This window comes from Enterobacter sp. ODB01 (assembly GCF_001623605.1).
GTDB classification, from domain to species: domain Bacteria; phylum Pseudomonadota; class Gammaproteobacteria; order Enterobacterales; family Enterobacteriaceae; genus Enterobacter; species Enterobacter kobei.
This window is the reverse complement of sequence record NZ_CP015227.1, coordinates 880898-898013: the sequence shown is the minus strand read 5'-3', so window position 1 is coordinate 898013 and position 17116 is coordinate 880898. Positions and strand designations below refer to the sequence as shown.

Annotated in this window: 14 protein-coding genes and 2 tRNA genes; 15 read left to right on the top strand and 1 reads right to left on the bottom strand. The window is 53.6% G+C overall.

All coding sequences use genetic code 11. The features are described 5' to 3' along the window. Positions 1-55 precede the first annotated feature (55 nt). The 4 genes from folP to A4308_RS04255 all read left to right on the top strand — a co-directional run bounded on the left by folP (position 56) and on the right by A4308_RS04255 (position 2886). Positions 56-904, top strand: a complete 849-nt coding sequence (folP, locus tag A4308_RS04270) for a dihydropteroate synthase (protein ID WP_014885377.1) — start codon at positions 56-58, stop codon at positions 902-904. Next, positions 897-2234: a phosphoglucosamine mutase gene (gene glmM, locus A4308_RS04265; RefSeq protein ID WP_014885376.1), complete on the top strand. Its 1338-nt coding sequence runs from the start codon at positions 897-899 to the stop codon at positions 2232-2234. The genes folP and glmM overlap by 8 nt, the downstream gene beginning before the upstream one ends. 223 nt (positions 2235-2457) lie before the next feature. Then, the gene (gene secG, locus A4308_RS04260; RefSeq protein ID WP_003861803.1) at positions 2458-2790 is read left to right on the top strand and encodes a preprotein translocase subunit SecG; all 333 of its coding nucleotides are present in this window, start codon (positions 2458-2460) and stop codon (positions 2788-2790) included. Positions 2791-2799: 9 nt separating this feature from the next. Continuing rightward, a tRNA-Leu gene (locus tag A4308_RS04255) sits at positions 2800-2886 on the top strand. A gap of 178 nt (positions 2887-3064) precedes the next feature. Here the strand turns inward: A4308_RS04255 and argG are convergent. Beyond that, the gene (argG, locus tag A4308_RS04250) at positions 3065-4411 is read right to left on the bottom strand and encodes an argininosuccinate synthase (protein WP_014885375.1); all 1347 of its coding nucleotides are present in this window, start codon (positions 4409-4411) and stop codon (positions 3065-3067) included. Between the two features lie 287 nt (positions 4412-4698). Between argG and A4308_RS04245 the strand changes: the two genes are divergently transcribed. From A4308_RS04245 to A4308_RS04200, 11 genes are all read left to right on the top strand, one after another. Then, a tRNA-Met gene (locus tag A4308_RS04245) sits at positions 4699-4775 on the top strand. A 207-nt stretch (positions 4776-4982) separates the two neighbouring features. Further along, the gene (gene rimP, locus A4308_RS04240; RefSeq protein ID WP_014833432.1) at positions 4983-5435 is read left to right on the top strand and encodes a ribosome maturation factor RimP; all 453 of its coding nucleotides are present in this window, start codon (positions 4983-4985) and stop codon (positions 5433-5435) included. 28 nt (positions 5436-5463) lie between these two features. Then, positions 5464-6966, top strand: coding sequence for a transcription termination factor NusA (gene nusA, locus A4308_RS04235; protein WP_014885374.1), 1503 nt, complete (start codon positions 5464-5466; stop codon positions 6964-6966). Between the two features lie 24 nt (positions 6967-6990). Beyond that, entirely contained in the window at positions 6991-9678 is a 2688-nt protein-coding gene (gene infB, locus A4308_RS04230; protein ID WP_014885373.1) for a translation initiation factor IF-2, read from the top strand. An 87-nt stretch (positions 9679-9765) separates the two neighbouring features. Continuing rightward, on the top strand, positions 9766-10170 hold the full coding sequence (gene rbfA, locus A4308_RS04225; RefSeq protein ID WP_014885372.1) for a 30S ribosome-binding factor RbfA: 405 nt from the start codon (positions 9766-9768) through the stop codon (positions 10168-10170). Next, entirely contained in the window at positions 10170-11120 is a 951-nt protein-coding gene (gene truB / locus A4308_RS04220) for a tRNA pseudouridine(55) synthase TruB (protein ID WP_045134770.1), read from the top strand. The genes rbfA and truB overlap by 1 nt, the downstream gene beginning before the upstream one ends. Before the next feature lie 154 nt (positions 11121-11274). After that, on the top strand, positions 11275-11544 hold the full coding sequence (rpsO, locus tag A4308_RS04215) for a 30S ribosomal protein S15 (protein WP_003861789.1): 270 nt from the start codon (positions 11275-11277) through the stop codon (positions 11542-11544). Between the two features lie 242 nt (positions 11545-11786). Further along, complete coding sequence (gene pnp, locus A4308_RS04210) at positions 11787-13925, top strand: polyribonucleotide nucleotidyltransferase (protein ID WP_023331391.1); 2139 nt, start codon at positions 11787-11789, stop codon at positions 13923-13925. A 109-nt stretch (positions 13926-14034) separates the two neighbouring features. After that, complete coding sequence (gene nlpI, locus A4308_RS04205) at positions 14035-14919, top strand: lipoprotein NlpI (RefSeq protein ID WP_013098912.1); 885 nt, start codon at positions 14035-14037, stop codon at positions 14917-14919. Positions 14920-15026: 107 nt separating this feature from the next. Next, complete coding sequence (gene yrbN, locus A4308_RS22380; RefSeq protein WP_097397692.1) at positions 15027-15107, top strand: protein YrbN; 81 nt, start codon at positions 15027-15029, stop codon at positions 15105-15107. After that, positions 15100-16995, top strand: a complete 1896-nt coding sequence (locus tag A4308_RS04200; RefSeq protein WP_014885369.1) for a DEAD/DEAH family ATP-dependent RNA helicase — start codon at positions 15100-15102, stop codon at positions 16993-16995. The genes yrbN and A4308_RS04200 overlap by 8 nt, the downstream gene beginning before the upstream one ends. The last annotated feature ends 121 nt before the right edge of the window (positions 16996-17116 follow it).

Here is a 17116-nt window from a genome sequence, read left to right as displayed (position 1 = left end):
CTTGCTCCGGGGTTTTTCTTTTTCATTTAACCATATTGATACCAGGGATTTAGCCATGAAACTCTTCGCCCAGGACTCGCATCTCGATCTCTCACATCCTCATGTGATGGGTATCCTGAATGTTACCCCTGACTCCTTCTCTGACGGCGGCACGCACAACACGCTTATCGACGCGGTTAAGCACGCGAATTTAATGATCAACGCAGGTGCTACCATCATTGATGTCGGCGGTGAATCGACGCGCCCAGGGGCAGCGGATGTGTCGGTGGAAGAAGAGCTGGCGCGCGTGGTGCCGGTCGTTGAGGCAATCGCACAACGTTTTGAGGTATGGATCTCCGTCGATACTTCCAAACCAGAAGTGATTCGTGAAGTGGCGAGAGTGGGTGCTCACATTATTAATGATATCCGCTCGCTGACTGAACCCGGTGCAATCGAAGCCGCTGCTGAGACAGGGTTGCCTGTGTGCCTGATGCACATGCAGGGGCAGCCGAAAACCATGCAGGAGGCGCCGAAGTATGACGATGTCTTTGCTGATGTGAATCGCTTCTTTATTGAGCATATTGAACGCTGTGAGCGTGCAGGCATCCCAAAAGAGAAATTGCTGCTCGACCCGGGGTTCGGTTTCGGTAAAAATCTCTCCCACAACTATGCACTGCTTGCGCGCTTATCGGAATTCCATCACTTCGGCCTGCCGCTGCTGGTGGGGATGTCGAGAAAATCGATGATTGGCCAATTGCTTAACGTAGGGCCGAGCGAGCGCCTGAGTGGTAGTCTGGCCTGCGCGGTCATTGCGGCGATGCAAGGCGCGCATATTATTCGTGTCCATGACGTCAAAGAAACAGTAGAAGCCATGCGCGTGGTGGAAGCCACACTGGCAGCGAAGGAAAACAAACGCTATGAGTAATCGTAAATATTTTGGGACCGATGGTATCCGTGGGCGTGTCGGCGATGCGCCTATCACGCCTGATTTTGTCCTTAAGCTTGGCTGGGCTGCTGGCAAGGTACTCGCACGTCATGGTTCCCGTAAGATCATTATTGGTAAAGATACCCGTATTTCAGGTTATATGCTGGAATCGGCGCTGGAAGCCGGACTGGCAGCCGCGGGGCTGTCAGCTTCCTTTACTGGCCCAATGCCAACGCCGGCTGTTGCGTATCTGACCCGTACCTTCCGCGCGGAAGCGGGAATTGTGATTTCGGCCTCCCATAACCCGTTCTATGACAACGGCATCAAGTTCTTCTCCATTGATGGCACCAAGCTGCCGGATGAAGTGGAAGAAGCCATTGAAGCCGAAATGGAAAAAGAGATCACCTGCGTGGACTCCGCAGAGCTGGGTAAAGCAAACCGTATCGTCGATGCCGCGGGTCGCTATATTGAGTTTTGCAAAGGCACCTTCCCGAACGAACTGAGCCTTGCCCACCTTAAAATTGTGGTGGACTGCGCCAACGGTGCAACCTACCACATTGCGCCAAACGTATTCCGCGAGCTGGGCGCCAAAGTGATCACCATTGGCTGCGAGCCGGATGGTCTGAACATTAACGAGCAGGTTGGTGCGACGGACGTGCGTGCCCTGCAGGCGCGCGTGCTGGCAGAGAAGGCCGACCTGGGTATTGCGCTGGATGGCGACGGCGATCGCGTGATCATGGTCGACCACGAAGGCAACAAGGTTGATGGCGATCAGATCCTCTACATCATCGCCCGTGAAGGGCTGCGTCAGGGTCAACTGCGCGGTGGTGCCGTCGGCACGCTGATGAGCAACATGGGCCTGGAGCTGGCGCTGAAACAGCTGGGTATCCCGTTTGTTCGCGCGAAAGTGGGTGACCGTTACGTGCTGGAGAAGCTTCAGGAGAAAGGCTGGCGCATTGGCGCAGAAAACTCAGGCCACGTGATCCTGCTCGACAAAACCACCACCGGTGACGGCATCGTGGCTGCGCTTCAGGTCGTCGCAGCGATGGCCCGTAACCATATGAGCCTGCACGATCTCTGCAGCGGCATGAAAATGTTCCCGCAGATCCTGGTGAACGTGCGTTTCACGGCAGGTAAAGGCGATCCGCTGGAAAATGACAATGTGAAAGCGGTAATGGCTGACGTTGAAGCGGCGCTGGGAAGCCGTGGCCGCGTGCTGCTGCGTAAGTCCGGAACTGAACCACTGATTCGCGTTATGGTGGAAGGTGAGGATGAAGCGCAGGTGACTGAATTTGCCCACCGTATTGCTGATGCCGTTAAAGCTGCATAAACTTGCACGCTAACTGTTTAAAAAGGCGACTTTTGTCGCCTTTGTTTTAAGCAATTAATGGCTTTTTGCTGTTTTTTTCCGCAGTTGATACAATGGCTCAAAAATGCCCTTGCGAAGGCCATTCGCTTTGGTTAGTATTCACACCCGCTTCAGTGGGAAACAAAAATCCTGCTAATTGGTCGAAGCATTGGTATGCGGCAAATCCGCAAGGAACAGGTTGATTATGTACGAAGCTCTTTTAGTTATTTTCCTTATTGTAGCCATCGCTCTCGTAGCGCTGATTATGCTGCAGCAAGGTAAAGGCGCTGATATGGGAGCCTCCTTCGGAGCAGGCGCTTCCGGTACGCTGTTCGGTTCAAGTGGTTCTGCGAACTTCATGACCCGTACGACAGCGATTCTGGCTACGCTGTTCTTCATCATCAGTCTGGTGCTGGGCAATATCAACAGCAACAAGACCAGTAAAGGAAGCGAGTGGGAAAACCTGAGCGCGCCAGCGAAAACTGAGCAGACTCAGCCAGCTGCACCGGCGAAGCCAACCAGCGATATCCCGCAGTAAGTATTCCGTACCGAGGTGGTGGAATTGGTAGACACGCTACCTTGAGGTGGTAGTGCCCTAACGGGCTTGTGGGTTCGAGTCCCATCCTCGGTACCAATATTCCAGAAGAAAGACGTCGAAAGACGTCTTTTTTTTCGTCTGTACTTTTTGTTTTCGTAGGCCCGGTAAGCGCAGCGCCACCGGGCAAAATGGCGGGTGGCGCTGCGCTTACCCGCCCTACAAAAGGGCATAAAAAAGGCACCCTAAGAGTGCCTTCTGCATTTCTGAATAGCGATTACTTCTTATCGCTGTGCTCCAGGTTTTCCACCTGCGGCAGGCCGTTACCGGAGCTTGCGGAGAGCAGACCATTCTCAACATAATTGAACAGCTTTTCACGGGTATCGGTGATGTCCAGGTTACGCATGGTCAGCTGACCAATACGGTCATCTGGCGAGAACACCGACTCACCTTTCTCCATGGTCAGACGCTCTGCTTTATAGGTCAGGTTGTCAGACACGGTGTTCAGGATGGAGTAGTCGTTGCCGCGACGCAGTTCCAGAGTGACCTCACCGGTAATGGCACTCGCCACCCAGCGCTGCAGCGCATCACGCAGCATCAGTGCCTGCGGATCGAACCAGCGACCCTGATACAGCAGTTTACCCAGCTGACGACCATGAGAGTGATACTGCTCAATGGTGTCTTCGTTGTGGATCCCGGTCAGCAGACGCTCATAAGCGATATGCAGCAGCGCCATCCCCGGGGCTTCATAAATGCCACGGCTTTTCGCTTCGATAATACGGTTCTCAATCTGGTCACTCATGCCCAGACCGTGACGGCCGCCAATGCGGTTCGCTTCCAGCATCAGCTCTACGTCATCAGAGAACGTTTTGCCGTTCAGGGCAACCGGATGACCACGCTCGAAACGTACGGTCACCTCTTCTGCCGCGATCTTCACGTTCTCATCCCAGAACTTCACGCCCATGATTGGGTTAACGATCTTCACGCTGGAGTTCAGGAATTCCAGGTCCTTCGCTTCGTGCGTCGCACCCAGCATGTTGGAGTCGGTGGAGTAGGCTTTCTCAACGGACATCTTGTAGTCAAAGCCGCAGGCAATCATAAACTCGGACATTTCATGACGGCCACCCAGCTCGTCGATGAAGTCGGTATCCAGCCAGGGTTTGTAGATCTGCAGCTCGGCGTTGGTCAGCAGGCCATAACGATAGAAACGTTCGATATCGTTACCTTTATAGGTGCTGCCGTCACCCCAGATGTTCACGCCATCTTCTTTCATCGCGGCAACCAGCATCGTGCCGGTAACGGCGCGACCCAGTGGAGTGGTGTTGAAATAGGTCAGACCGCCGGTGGTGTTATGGAACGCACCACACTGAATAGCCGCAATACCTTCCGCGACGAGTTGCTTACGGCAGTCAATCAGGCGCGCGTTTTCTGCGCCATACTCTTTCGCGCGACGAGGAATAGCATCGTAGTCGTCCTCATCCGGCTGACCCAGGTTCGCAGTATATGCATACGGAACCGCTCCCTTCTGGCGCATCCACAGCAGTGCAGCGCTGGTATCCAGGCCGCCTGAGAAAGCGATGCCAATACGTTGTCCTACCGGAAGATGCTTGAGAATCGTCGTCATAGAATAAAACCCTGCTTGATTGACTGATTAGAGACCGCTTTCGCTCTCTTGTGCATTTTTATGCAAAATAAGTGAGTATTCATTTAATCATCTTTTATCGAATACCGGAAGAGACTCGTGCGTTTTTTGTAAAAAATTTGGTCTGTTTCGTCTGATGGAAGTTGGGTTGACAGGTGGGGTCAACTATCAATATACTAAACGCCGATTTTACGTCCCGTCTTCGGTACCAAATCCCAGCATTATTTGCAAATTCTGTCCAAAACGCGTAGAATTTGCCACGTTTCAGGCGCGGGGTGGAGCAGCCTGGTAGCTCGTCGGGCTCATAACCCGAAGGTCGTCGGTTCAAATCCGGCCCCCGCAACCACTTTCCCATAAAGTTCTTTTTCAAATATACTGTGAAGACTCAGAGCCTTCGTAGCTGGATTTGAAAAAATTCTTTCGGAGAGTGCTCCAGGCCACAGTTGTGGCTATAGGGTTCAGTTATCTAAAGCCCCGATTTATCGGGGTTTTTTGTTATCTGACTACAGAATAACTGGGCTTTACGCCCTTTTTTTATGTCTTGGGGGTGGGCTTGTCCACATTAGAGCAAAAATTAACAGAGATGATTACTGCACCGGTCGAAGCACTGGGCTACGAACTGGTCGGCATCGAATTCGTTCGCGGCCGTACATCGACGCTGCGCATCTATATTGATAGTGAAGATGGCATCAATGTTGATGATTGTGCTGATGTCAGCCACCAGGTGAGTGCGGTTCTTGATGTTGAAGACCCAATTACCGTTGCGTACAACCTGGAAGTTTCCTCACCTGGCCTCGATCGTCCGATGTTCACGGCCGAGCACTATGTGCGCTTTACCGGTGAAGAAGTGGCTCTCGTTCTGCGTATGGCCGTACAGAACCGCCGTAAATGGCAGGGAATTATCAAAGCCGTTGATGGTGAAATGATCACGGTGACAGTCGAAGGCAAAGATGAAGTGTTCGCGCTGAGTAATATCCAGAAGGCGAACCTGGTTCCCCACTTTTAACAGTCTGGATTGAGGTGAAAAGCCCGCGATGAACAAAGAAATTTTGGCTGTTGTTGAAGCCGTTTCCAACGAGAAATCACTGCCGCGTGAGAAGATTTTCGAAGCGCTGGAAAGTGCACTGGCTACAGCAACCAAGAAAAAATACGAACAAGAGATCGATGTTCGCGTAGAAATCGATCGTAAAAGCGGTGACTTCGATACATTCCGTCGTTGGGTAATTGTTGAAGAAGTGACCCAGCCGACCAAAGAGATCACGCTGGAAGCGGCACGTTTTGAAGACGAAAGTCTGAACGTGGGTGACTACGTTGAAGATCAGATTGAATCTGTCACCTTTGACCGTATCACTACCCAGACCGCGAAACAGGTTATCGTGCAGAAAGTGCGCGAAGCCGAGCGCGCACTGGTGGTTGATCAGTTCCGCGATCAGGAAGGCGAAATCATTACCGGCGTGGTGAAGAAAGTAAACCGCGACAACATCTCTCTGGAGATCAAATCCGAAGGGATGCCGGGTAACGCTGAAGCGGTGATCCTGCGTGAAGACATGCTGCCGCGTGAAAACTTCCGCCCGGGCGACCGTATCCGTGGTGTGCTGTACGCCGTGCGTCCTGAAGCGCGTGGTGCTCAACTGTTCGTGACCCGTTCTAAACCGGAAATGCTGGTTGAACTGTTCCGTATCGAAGTACCGGAAATCGGTGAAGAAGTCATCGAAATCAAAGCGGCGGCTCGCGATCCGGGCTCCCGTGCGAAAATTGCGGTGAAAACGAACGACAAGCGTATCGACCCGGTCGGTGCTTGCGTCGGTATGCGTGGTGCGCGTGTTCAGGCGGTATCTACCGAGCTGGGCGGCGAACGTATTGATATCGTTCTGTGGGATGACAACCCGGCGCAATTCGTGATCAACGCAATGGCTCCGGCAGATGTGGCGTCTATCGTTGTTGACGAAGACAAACACACCATGGATATCGCTGTTGAAGCGGGCAACCTGGCGCAGGCGATTGGCCGTAACGGTCAGAACGTACGTCTGGCGTCACAGCTGAGCGGCTGGGAACTCAACGTAATGACCGTTGACGACCTGCAGGCCAAGCATCAGGCTGAAGCCCATGCGGCGATCGATACCTTCACCAAATACCTCGACATTGACGAAGATTTCGCCACTGTTCTGGTTGAGGAAGGTTTCTCTACGCTGGAAGAACTGGCCTATGTGCCAATGAAAGAGCTGCTGGAAATTGACGGTCTGGATGAACCAACCGTTGAAGCCCTGCGTGAACGCGCTAAAAACGCACTGACCACCCTGGCACTGGCTCAGGAAGAAAGCCTTGGCGATAAGAAGCCGGCTGATGACCTGCTGAATCTGGAAGGTCTTGATCGTGCGATTGCGTTCAAGCTGGCTGCCCGTGGTGTTTGTACGCTGGAAGATCTCGCTGAGCAAGGCGTTGATGACCTGGCTGATATCGAAGGTTTAACCGACGAGAAAGCCGGCGAACTCATCATGGCCGCACGTAATATTTGCTGGTTCGGCGACGAAGCGTAATAAACTGTAGCAGGAAGGAACAGCATGACTGATGTAACTGTAAAATCGCTGGCTGCTGAGATTCAGACCTCCGTGGACCGCCTGGTACAGCAATTTGCTGATGCAGGGATCCCGAAGTCCGCTGATGACTCGGTGACCGCGCAAGAAAAACAAACCTTGTTAACGCACCTGAACCGTGAGCACGGTTCTACGCCTGACAAGTTAACGCTGCAGCGCAAAACGCGCAGCACGTTGAATATTCCTGGTACCGGTGGCAAAAGTAAATCGGTACAAATTGAAGTCCGCAAGACGCGCACCTTTGTAAAACGTGATCCGCAAGAGGCAGAACGCCTTGCCGCGGAAGAGCAGGCACAGCGTGAAGCGGAAGAACAAGCTCAGCGTGAGGCGGAAGCTGCCGCCAAACGCGAGGCAGAATTAAAAGCTGAACGTGAGGCCGCAGAAAAAGCGAAACGCGACGCCAGTGATAAAGTGAAGCGTGACGCTGCGGAAAAAGACAAAGTGAGCAATCAACAGACAGACGAAATGACCAAAACTGCCCAGGCTGAAAAAGCCCGTCGTGAAAATGAAGCTGCCGAACTGAAGCGTAAAGCCGAAGAAGAAGCACGCCGCAAGCTCGAAGAAGAAGCTCGCCGCGTCGCTGAAGAAGCACGCCGTATGGCAGAAGAAAACGAGAAGAACGGTGTGAATACCGTTGAACCGACTGAAGACACCAGCGACTATCACGTCACCACTTCTCAGCACGCACGTCAGGCTGAAGATGACAACGACCGTGAAGTAGAAGGCGGCCGTGGCCGTGGTCGTAATGCAAAAGCTGCGCGTCCGGCGAAGAAAGGTAACAAGCACGCTGAATCCAAAGCCGATCGTGAAGAAGCACGCGCTGCTGTTCGCGGTGGTAAAGGTGGCAAGCGTAAAGGTTCCGCTCTGCAGCAGAGCTTCCAGAAGCCCGCTCAGGCTGTTAACCGTGACGTCGTGATCGGCGAAACCATCACCGTTGGCGAACTGGCGAACAAGATGGCGGTTAAAGGCTCTCAGGTCATCAAAGCGATGATGAAGCTGGGTGCAATGGCGACCATCAACCAGGTTATCGACCAGGAAACCGCGCAGCTGGTTGCCGAAGAGATGGGCCACAAAGTTATCCTGCGTCGTGAAAACGAGCTGGAAGAAGCCGTAATGAGCGACCGTGATACTGGCGCTGCGGCTGAACCGCGTGCACCGGTTGTGACCATTATGGGTCACGTTGACCACGGTAAAACTTCTCTGCTTGACTACATTCGTTCTACGAAAGTTGCCTCTGGCGAAGCGGGTGGTATTACCCAGCACATCGGTGCTTACCATGTAGAAACCGACAACGGTATGATTACCTTCCTGGATACCCCAGGCCACGCAGCGTTTACGTCTATGCGTGCTCGTGGTGCTCAGGCAACGGATATCGTTGTGCTGGTTGTTGCTGCAGACGACGGCGTAATGCCGCAAACCATCGAAGCTATCCAGCACGCGAAAGCGGCGCAGGTGCCTCTGGTTGTTGCAGTCAACAAAATCGATAAGCCAGAAGCCGATCTGGACCGTGTTAAAAACGAACTGTCTCAGTATGGCGTTATGCCGGAAGAGTGGGGCGGTGAAGCACAGTTCATCCCAGTATCTGCTAAAGCGGGTACCGGTATTGACGACCTTCTGAACGCTATCCTGCTGCAGGCTGAAGTTCTGGAGCTGAAAGCCGTGCGTAAAGGTATGGCGAGCGGTGCGGTGATCGAATCCTTCCTGGATAAAGGTCGTGGCCCGGTTGCAACCGTTCTGGTTCGTGAAGGTACCCTGCTTAAGGGCGATATCGTTCTGTGTGGCTTCGAATACGGTCGTGTTCGTGCGATGCGTAACGAACTGGGTCAGGAAGTGCTGGAAGCGGGTCCGTCCATTCCAGTTGAAATCCTCGGTCTGTCCGGTGTGCCGGCTGCCGGTGACGAAGTGACCGTCGTGCGTGACGAGAAGAAAGCGCGTGAAGTGGCACTGTATCGTCAGGGCAAATTCCGTGAAGTTAAACTGGCTCGTCAGCAGAAATCTAAACTCGAGAACATGTTTGCTAACATGACCGAGGGTGAAGTTCACGAAGTGAACGTTGTGCTGAAAGCTGACGTTCAGGGTTCTGTGGAAGCGATCTCCGACTCCTTGCTGAAACTGTCTACCGACGAAGTGAAAGTGAAGATCATCGGTTCTGGCGTAGGTGGCATCACCGAAACCGACGCGACCCTGGCTGCTGCGTCCAACGCCATCCTGGTAGGCTTCAACGTGCGTGCTGATGCTTCTGCTCGCCGCGTGATCGAAGCGGAAAGCCTGGATCTGCGCTACTACTCCGTCATCTATAACCTGATCGACGAAGTGAAAGCGGCGATGAGCGGCATGCTGTCTCCTGAGCTGAAACAGCAGATCATCGGTCTGGCTGAAGTGCGTGACGTGTTCAAATCACCGAAATTCGGTGCGATCGCGGGCTGTATGGTTACCGAAGGTACCATCAAGCGTCACAACCCAATCCGCGTACTGCGTGACAACGTGGTTATCTACGAAGGTGAGCTGGAATCTCTGCGCCGCTTCAAAGATGACGTTAACGAAGTCCGTAACGGCATGGAATGTGGTATCGGTGTGAAGAACTACAACGACGTACGCGTTGGCGATATGATCGAAGTGTTCGAAATCATCGAGATCCAACGCAGCATCGATTAATTGAGATCGTAGGCCGGGTTAGCGAAGCGCCATCCGGCAATTATTTCAAAAGGGGCTTAAGCCCCTTTTTTGTCTGGAGAATTTATTATGGCGAAAGAATTTGGTCGCCCACAGCGCGTGGCGCAGGAAATGCAAAAAGAGATCGCGCTTATCCTGCAACGCGAAATTAAAGACCCTCGCATCGGCGTGATGACCACCGTGTCCGGCGTGGAAATGTCCCGTGACCTGGCCTACGCCAAAGTGTTCGTCACCTTCCTGAACGATCAGGACGAAGCGGCCGTGAAGAACGGCATTAAAGCGCTGCAGGAAGCCTCCGGGTTTATCCGCTCTCTGCTCGGCAAAGCGATGCGTCTGCGTATCGTGCCTGAGCTGACCTTCTTCTACGACAACTCGCTGGTAGAAGGTATGCGTATGTCCAATCTGGTGACCAGCGTGGTGAAACATGACGACGAACGTCGTGTTAACCCGACGGACGACAGCAAGGAGGACTAATGAGTCGTCCTCGTCGTCGTGGTCGCGACGTGCATGGCGTGCTGCTGCTGGACAAACCGCAGGGGGCATCCAGCAACGACGTGCTGCAAAAAGTGAAGCGTCTTTATAACGCCAACCGGGCGGGCCACACCGGCGCGCTCGATCCGCTGGCGACCGGTATGCTGCCGATCTGCCTGGGAGAGGCGACAAAGTTTTCCCAGTATCTGCTCGACTCCGATAAGCGTTACCGCGTTATCGCGAAGCTCGGCCAGCGCACGGATACCTCCGACGCGGATGGCCTGGTCGTGGAAGAACGTCCGGTGACCTTCAGTGCTGAACAGCTTGACGCTGCGCTGGAGAGCTTCCGCGGGGACACGATGCAGGTGCCGTCGATGTATTCCGCCCTGAAATACCAGGGCAAGAAACTCTACGAATATGCGCGTCAGGGCATTGACGTTCCGCGCGAAGCTCGTCCGATAACCGTGTATGAGCTGCTCTTTATTCGCCACGAAGGTGATGAGCTGGAGCTGGAAGTGCAATGTTCCAAAGGGACGTACATTCGTACCATCATCGACGACCTCGGTGAAAAACTGGGCTGCGGTGCGCATGTTATTTACCTGCGCCGTCTGGCTGTGAGTAAGTATCCGGTTGAGCGGATGGTGACGCTTGAGCACCTGCGCGAGCTGGTTGAACAGGCGGAAGTACAGGGGATCGCGCCAGCAGCGTTGCTGGATCCCTTGCTGATGCCAATGGACAGTCCGGCAGCGGACTTCCCGGTGGTTAATCTTCCTTTAACATCGTCCGTTTACTTTAAGAACGGCAACCCGGTTCGCACGGCGGAAGCTCCGCTGGAAGGGCTGGTGCGCGTGACCGAAGGTGACGACGGTAAGTTTATCGGCATGGGCGAAATGGATGGCGAAGGGCGCGTTGCGCCGCGTCGTCTGGTCGTCGAATATCCGGTCGACGCGTGACGGTGATAACGCCTCATCTTGCGATAAGCAGGGGAGACGAGTAGAATATTGCCGCTTAACGCCTGGTAAATTGTTTAACAATCTGCGAGGCGTACATGGGGTCGCTGAATTAGAGATCGGCACCCTTACATTCTTTATACTTTGGAGTTTTAAAATGTCTCTAAGCGTTGAAGCTAAAGCTAAAATCGTTTCTGAGTTTGGTCGTGGTACTAACGACAGCGGTTCTACCGAAGTTCAGGTTGCTCTGCTGACTGCACAGATTAACCACCTGCAGGGTCACTTTGCAGAGCACAAAAAAGATCACCACAGCCGTCGTGGTCTGCTGCGTATGGTTTCTCAGCGTCGTAAACTGCTCGACTACCTGAAACGTAAAGATGTTGCACGTTACACCGCGCTGATCGAGCGTCTGGGTCTGCGTCGCTAAGTCTTGCGAGTTTCAGAAAAGGGGGCCTGATGGCCCCTTTTTTCAACCAGACGGCAGCAATTCACTGGAAACTATTGTATTGTTGCTATAAATGATCTTCATTGCAGAGGTTCGCGCGGCTAATGAGAGGCTTCACCCATGGGGGTGTCGGTTGTCATTAGTCGCGAGGATGCGAAGAAGGTCGGGTTAAATCGACAGCACGCCGGTGGTGTGCTGTCATACATTTAAGAAAGGACAGAATTTTGCTGAATCCGATCGTTCGTAAATTCCAGTATGGTCAACATACCGTCACGCTGGAAACCGGCATGATGGCACGTCAGGCTACTGCTGCCGTTATGGTAAGCATGGATGACACCGCGGTGTTCGTCACCGTAGTGGGCCAGAAAAAAGCTAAACCAGGTCAGGACTTCTTCCCGCTGACCGTTAACTACCAGGAGCGTACCTACGCTGCCGGTAAAATCCCTGGTGGTTTCTTCCGTCGTGAAGGCCGTCCAAGCGAAGGCGAAACTCTGATCGCGCGTCTGATTGACCGCCCGGTTCGTCCGCTGTTCCCGGAAGGCTTCGTTAACGAAGTACAGGTTATCGCAACCGTAGTTTCCGTTAACCCACAGGTTAACCCGGACATCGTTGCGATGATCGGTGCATCTGCAGCCCTGTCACTGTCTGGTATTCCATTCAATGGCCCAATCGGTGCCGCGCGCGTGGGTTACATCAATGACCAGTACGTGCTGAACCCAACTCAGGAAGAGCTGAAAGAAAGTAAGCTGGACCTGGTTGTTGCCGGTACTGAAGCGGCGGTTCTGATGGTTGAATCCGAAGCAGAACTGCTGAGCGAAGACCAGATGCTGGGCGCTGTGGTCTTCGGCCACGATCAGCAGCAGATCGTTATCCAGAACATCAACGACCTGGTGAAAGAAGCCGGTAAGCCACGTTGGGACTGGCAGCCAGAAGCAGCAAACGACGCGCTTAACGCACGTGTTGCGGCACTGGCAGAGTCTCGTCTGAGCGACGCGTACCGCATCACCGACAAACAGGAGCGCTATGCTCAGGTTGATGTGATCAAATCTGAAGTGACCGCGACCCTGGTTGCTGAAGACGAAACGCTGGACGCTAACGAAATTGGCGAAATCCTGCACGCTATCGAGAAAAACGTTGTTCGTAGCCGCGTACTGGCCGGCGAGCCGCGTATTGATGGCCGTGAAAAAGACATGATCCGTGGTCTGGATGTGCGTACTGGCGTACTGCCACGTACTCACGGTTCCGCACTGTTTACCCGTGGTGAAACGCAGGCCCTGGTCACCGCGACCCTGGGTACCGCTCGTGACGCACAGATCATCGACGAACTGATGGGCGAGCGCACTGACAACTTCCTGTTCCACTACAACTTCCCTCCGTACTCCGTAGGGGAAACCGGCATGGTTGGCTCGCCGAAGCGTCGTGAAATTGGTCACGGTCGTCTGGCGAAGCGCGGCGTGCTGGCCGTGATGCCAGAAGCTGACAAATTCCCGTACACCGTACGTGTGGTGTCTGAAATCACCGAATCTAACGGTTCTTCTTCCATGGCTTCCGTATGTGGTGCTTCTCTGGCACTGATGGATGCAGGCGTGCCGATCAAAGCCGCTGTTGCGGGTATCGCAATGGGCCTGGTGAAAGAAGGCGACAACTTCGTTGTTCTGTCTGACATTCTGGGTGACGAAGATCACCTCGGCGATATGGACTTCAAAGTGGCGGGTTCCCGCGACGGTATCTCTGCACTGCAGATGGATATCAAAATTGAAGGTATCACTAAAGAGATCATGCAGGTTGCTCTGAACCAGGCTAAAGGTGCGCGTCTGCACATCCTGGGCGTGATGGAACAGGCGATTAACGCGCCGCGTGGCGACATTTCTCAGTTCGCTCCACGTATCCACACCATCAAGATCAATCCAGACAAGATCAAAGATGTTATCGGTAAGGGCGGTTCCGTAATCCGTGCGCTGACCGAAGAGACGGGCACCACCATCGAAATCGAAGATGACGGTACTGTGAAGATCGCAGCAACCGACGGCGAGAAAGCGAAATTCGCTATCCGTCGTATCGAAGAGATCACCGCTGAAATCGAAGTGGGCCGTATCTACAACGGTAAAGTGACCCGTATCGTTGACTTTGGCGCGTTCGTTGCCATCGGTGGCGGTAAAGAAGGTCTGGTTCACATCTCTCAGATCGCTGACAAGCGCGTTGAGAAAGTGACCGATTACCTGCAGATGGGTCAGGAAGTACCGGTTAAAGTTCTGGAAGTTGACCGCCAGGGCCGTATCCGTCTGAGCATTAAAGAAGCAACCGAGCAGTCTCAGCCTGCTGCGGCGCCGGAAACTCCGGCTGCTGAACAGCAAGGCGAGTAAGGTTGCCATTTGCCCTCCGCATTGCGGAGGGCCTGGTATCAGGCAGGACGCCTTGTTAAGCCGCCGGGGGACAGGACGTTCATCCAATAGTTGTCTTCGGGAGTGGGAAATGAAGCCTTTTTTGCGCTGGTGTTTCGTTGCGACAGCTTTAACGCTGGCAGGATGCAGCAACTCTGCCTGGCGTAAGAGCGAAGTCCTCGCAGTGCCATTGCAACCGACTTTGCAGCAGGAAGTGATTCTGGCACGCATGGAACAAATTCTTGCCAGTCGGGCTTTAACCGATGACGAACGCGCACAGCTTTTATATGAGCGCGGAGTGTTGTATGATAGTCTCGGTCTGAGGGCATTGGCGCGAAATGATTTTTCACAAGCGCTGGCTATCCGACCTGATATGCCTGAAGTATTCAATTACTTAGGCATTTATTTAACGCAGGCAGGCAATTTTGATGCTGCCTATGAAGCGTTTGATTCTGTACTTGAGCTTGATCCAACTTACAACTACGCGCACTTGAATCGCGGTATCGCATTGTACTACGGCGGTCGTGATAAGTTAGCGCAAGATGATCTGCTGGCGTTTTATCAAGACGATCCTAATGATCCTTTCCGTAGCCTGTGGCTTTACATCGTTGAGCAGAAGCTCGATGAGAAGCAGGCAAAAGAGGCCCTGAAACAGCGCTTCGATAAATCGGACAAGGAACAGTGGGGATGGAACATTGTCGAGTTCTACCTGGGCAACATTAGCGAAGCAACGCTGATGGAACGCCTCAAGGCGGACGCAACGGATAACACCTCGCTCGCTGAGCATCTCAGTGAAACCAACTTCTATTTAGGTAAGTACTACCTAAGTCTGGGGGATAAGGACAGCGCTACGGCACTGTTCAAATTAGCGGTTGCTAACAACGTACACAACTTCGTTGAGCACCGTTATGCATTGTTGGAATTATCGCTCTTGGGCCAGGAGCAAGACGACCTGGCAGAATCGGACCAGCAATAGCTGACGACATAAACATCAGCCCGTAATCTTTTGATTGCCATCACCTTAACTGGTGAGGGCGTTGTTGTTCGTCAATACACCTACTTTGAGCCGGTTCACACTTTTCAATGAAAATTGCTAATCATTTTCACGATGAGCTAAGTAGACTGGCCGCCATTAATATCGAGGCACTTGTACTACATGGCTGAATTCGAAACCACTTTTGCAGATCTGGGCCTGAAGGCTCCTATCCTTGAAGCCCTTAACGATCTGGGTTACGAAAAACCATCTCCGATCCAGGCTGAGTGTATCCCACACCTGCTTTCTGGTCGTGACGTGCTGGGCATGGCCCAGACTGGTAGCGGTAAAACTGCAGCGTTTTCGCTGCCGCTGCTGAACAACATCGATCCGGACCTGCGTGCACCGCAGATCCTTGTCCTGGCCCCAACCCGTGAACTGGCTGTTCAGGTTGCTGAAGCCATGACGGAATTCTCTAAACATATGCGCGGCGTAAACGTGGTAGCCCTTTACGGTGGCCAGCGTTATGACGTGCAGTTACGCGCCCTGCGCCAGGGCCCACAGATTGTTGTCGGTACGCCGGGCCGTCTGCTGGATCACCTGAAGCGCGGTACGCTGGATCTCTCTAAACTGAGCGGTCTGGTACTGGACGAAGCAGATGAAATGCTGCGTATGGGCTTCATCGAAGACGTCGAAACCATCATGGCGCAGATCCCAGAAGGTCATCAGACCGCGCTGTTCTCTGCCACCATGCCAGAGGCGATTCGTCGTATCACCAAACGCTTCATGAAAGATCCTCAGGAAGTGCGTATTCAGTCCAGCGTCACCACTCGCCCGGACATCAGCCAGAGCTACTGGTCTGTGTACGGCATGCGCAAAAACGAAGCGCTGGTACGTTTCCTGGAAGCGGAAGATTTTGATGCGGCGATTATCTTCGTGCGTACCAAAAACGCGACCCTGGAAGTGGCTGAAGCGCTGGAGCGTAACGGCTACAACAGCGCTGCACTGAACGGTGACATGAACCAGGCTCTGCGTGAGCAGACGCTGGAGCGCCTGAAAGACGGTCGTCTGGATATCCTTATTGCAACCGACGTGGCAGCACGTGGTCTGGACGTTGAGCGTATCAGCCTGGTTGTTAACTACGACATCCCGATGGATTCCGAGTCTTACGTTCACCGTATCGGCCGTACCGGTCGTGCGGGTCGTGCGGGCCGTGCGCTGCTGTTCGTTGAGAACCGCGAGCGTCGTCTGCTGCGTAACATCGAACGCACCATGAAGCTGACTATTCCAGAAGCTGAACTGCCAAACGCAGAACTGCTGGGCAAACGCCGTCTGGAAAAATTCGCCGCGAAAGTACAGCAGCAGCTGGAAAGCAGCGATCTGGATCAGTACCGTGCACTGCTGTCGCAGATTCAGCCTACGGCTGAAGGCGAAGAGCTGGACATGGAAACCCTGGCTGCGGCACTGCTGAAAATGGCGCAGGGCGAACGTACTCTGATCGTGCCACCTGATGCGCCAATGCGTCCTAAGCGTGAATTCCGTGACCGTGACGATCGCTTTGAACGTCGTGGCGACCGTAACGATCGTGGCCCACGTGGTGACCGTCCAGAGCGTGGTGGTGAAGACCGTCCACGTCGTGAACGTCGTGAAGCGGGCGATATGGAACTGTACCGCATTGAAGTGGGCCGTGATGATGGTGTTGAAGTTCGTCACATCGTTGGCGCTATCGCTAACGAAGGCGACATCAGCAGCCGTTACATCGGTAACATCAAGCTGTTCGCATCCCACTCTACCATCGAGCTGCCAAAAGGTATGCCGGGTGAAGTACTGCAGCACTTTACTCGCACCCGCATCCTGAACAAGCCGATGAACATGCAGCTGCTGGGCGATGCTCAGCCACGTCCTGACCGTGGCGGTGAACGTCGTGGCGGTGGTCGCAGTTTCGGCGGAGAGCGTCGTGAAGGCGGTCGCACAGAAGGTCGCGGTGGTGAAGGTCGTCGTTTCTCCGGCGAGCGCCGCGAAAACCGTGGCCCACGTCGTGAAGAAGGCACCAGCCGTCGTCGTTTCGGTGACGCGTAAGCCTTACGCTTCTGACGTAAAGTAAAATATACAGCCCCGATAAATGCTATCGGGGCTTTTTTTATTCCCTTTGTACTCTTGTACTGGTACAGTGCGTCACACTAAAATGCAGAACCGCATA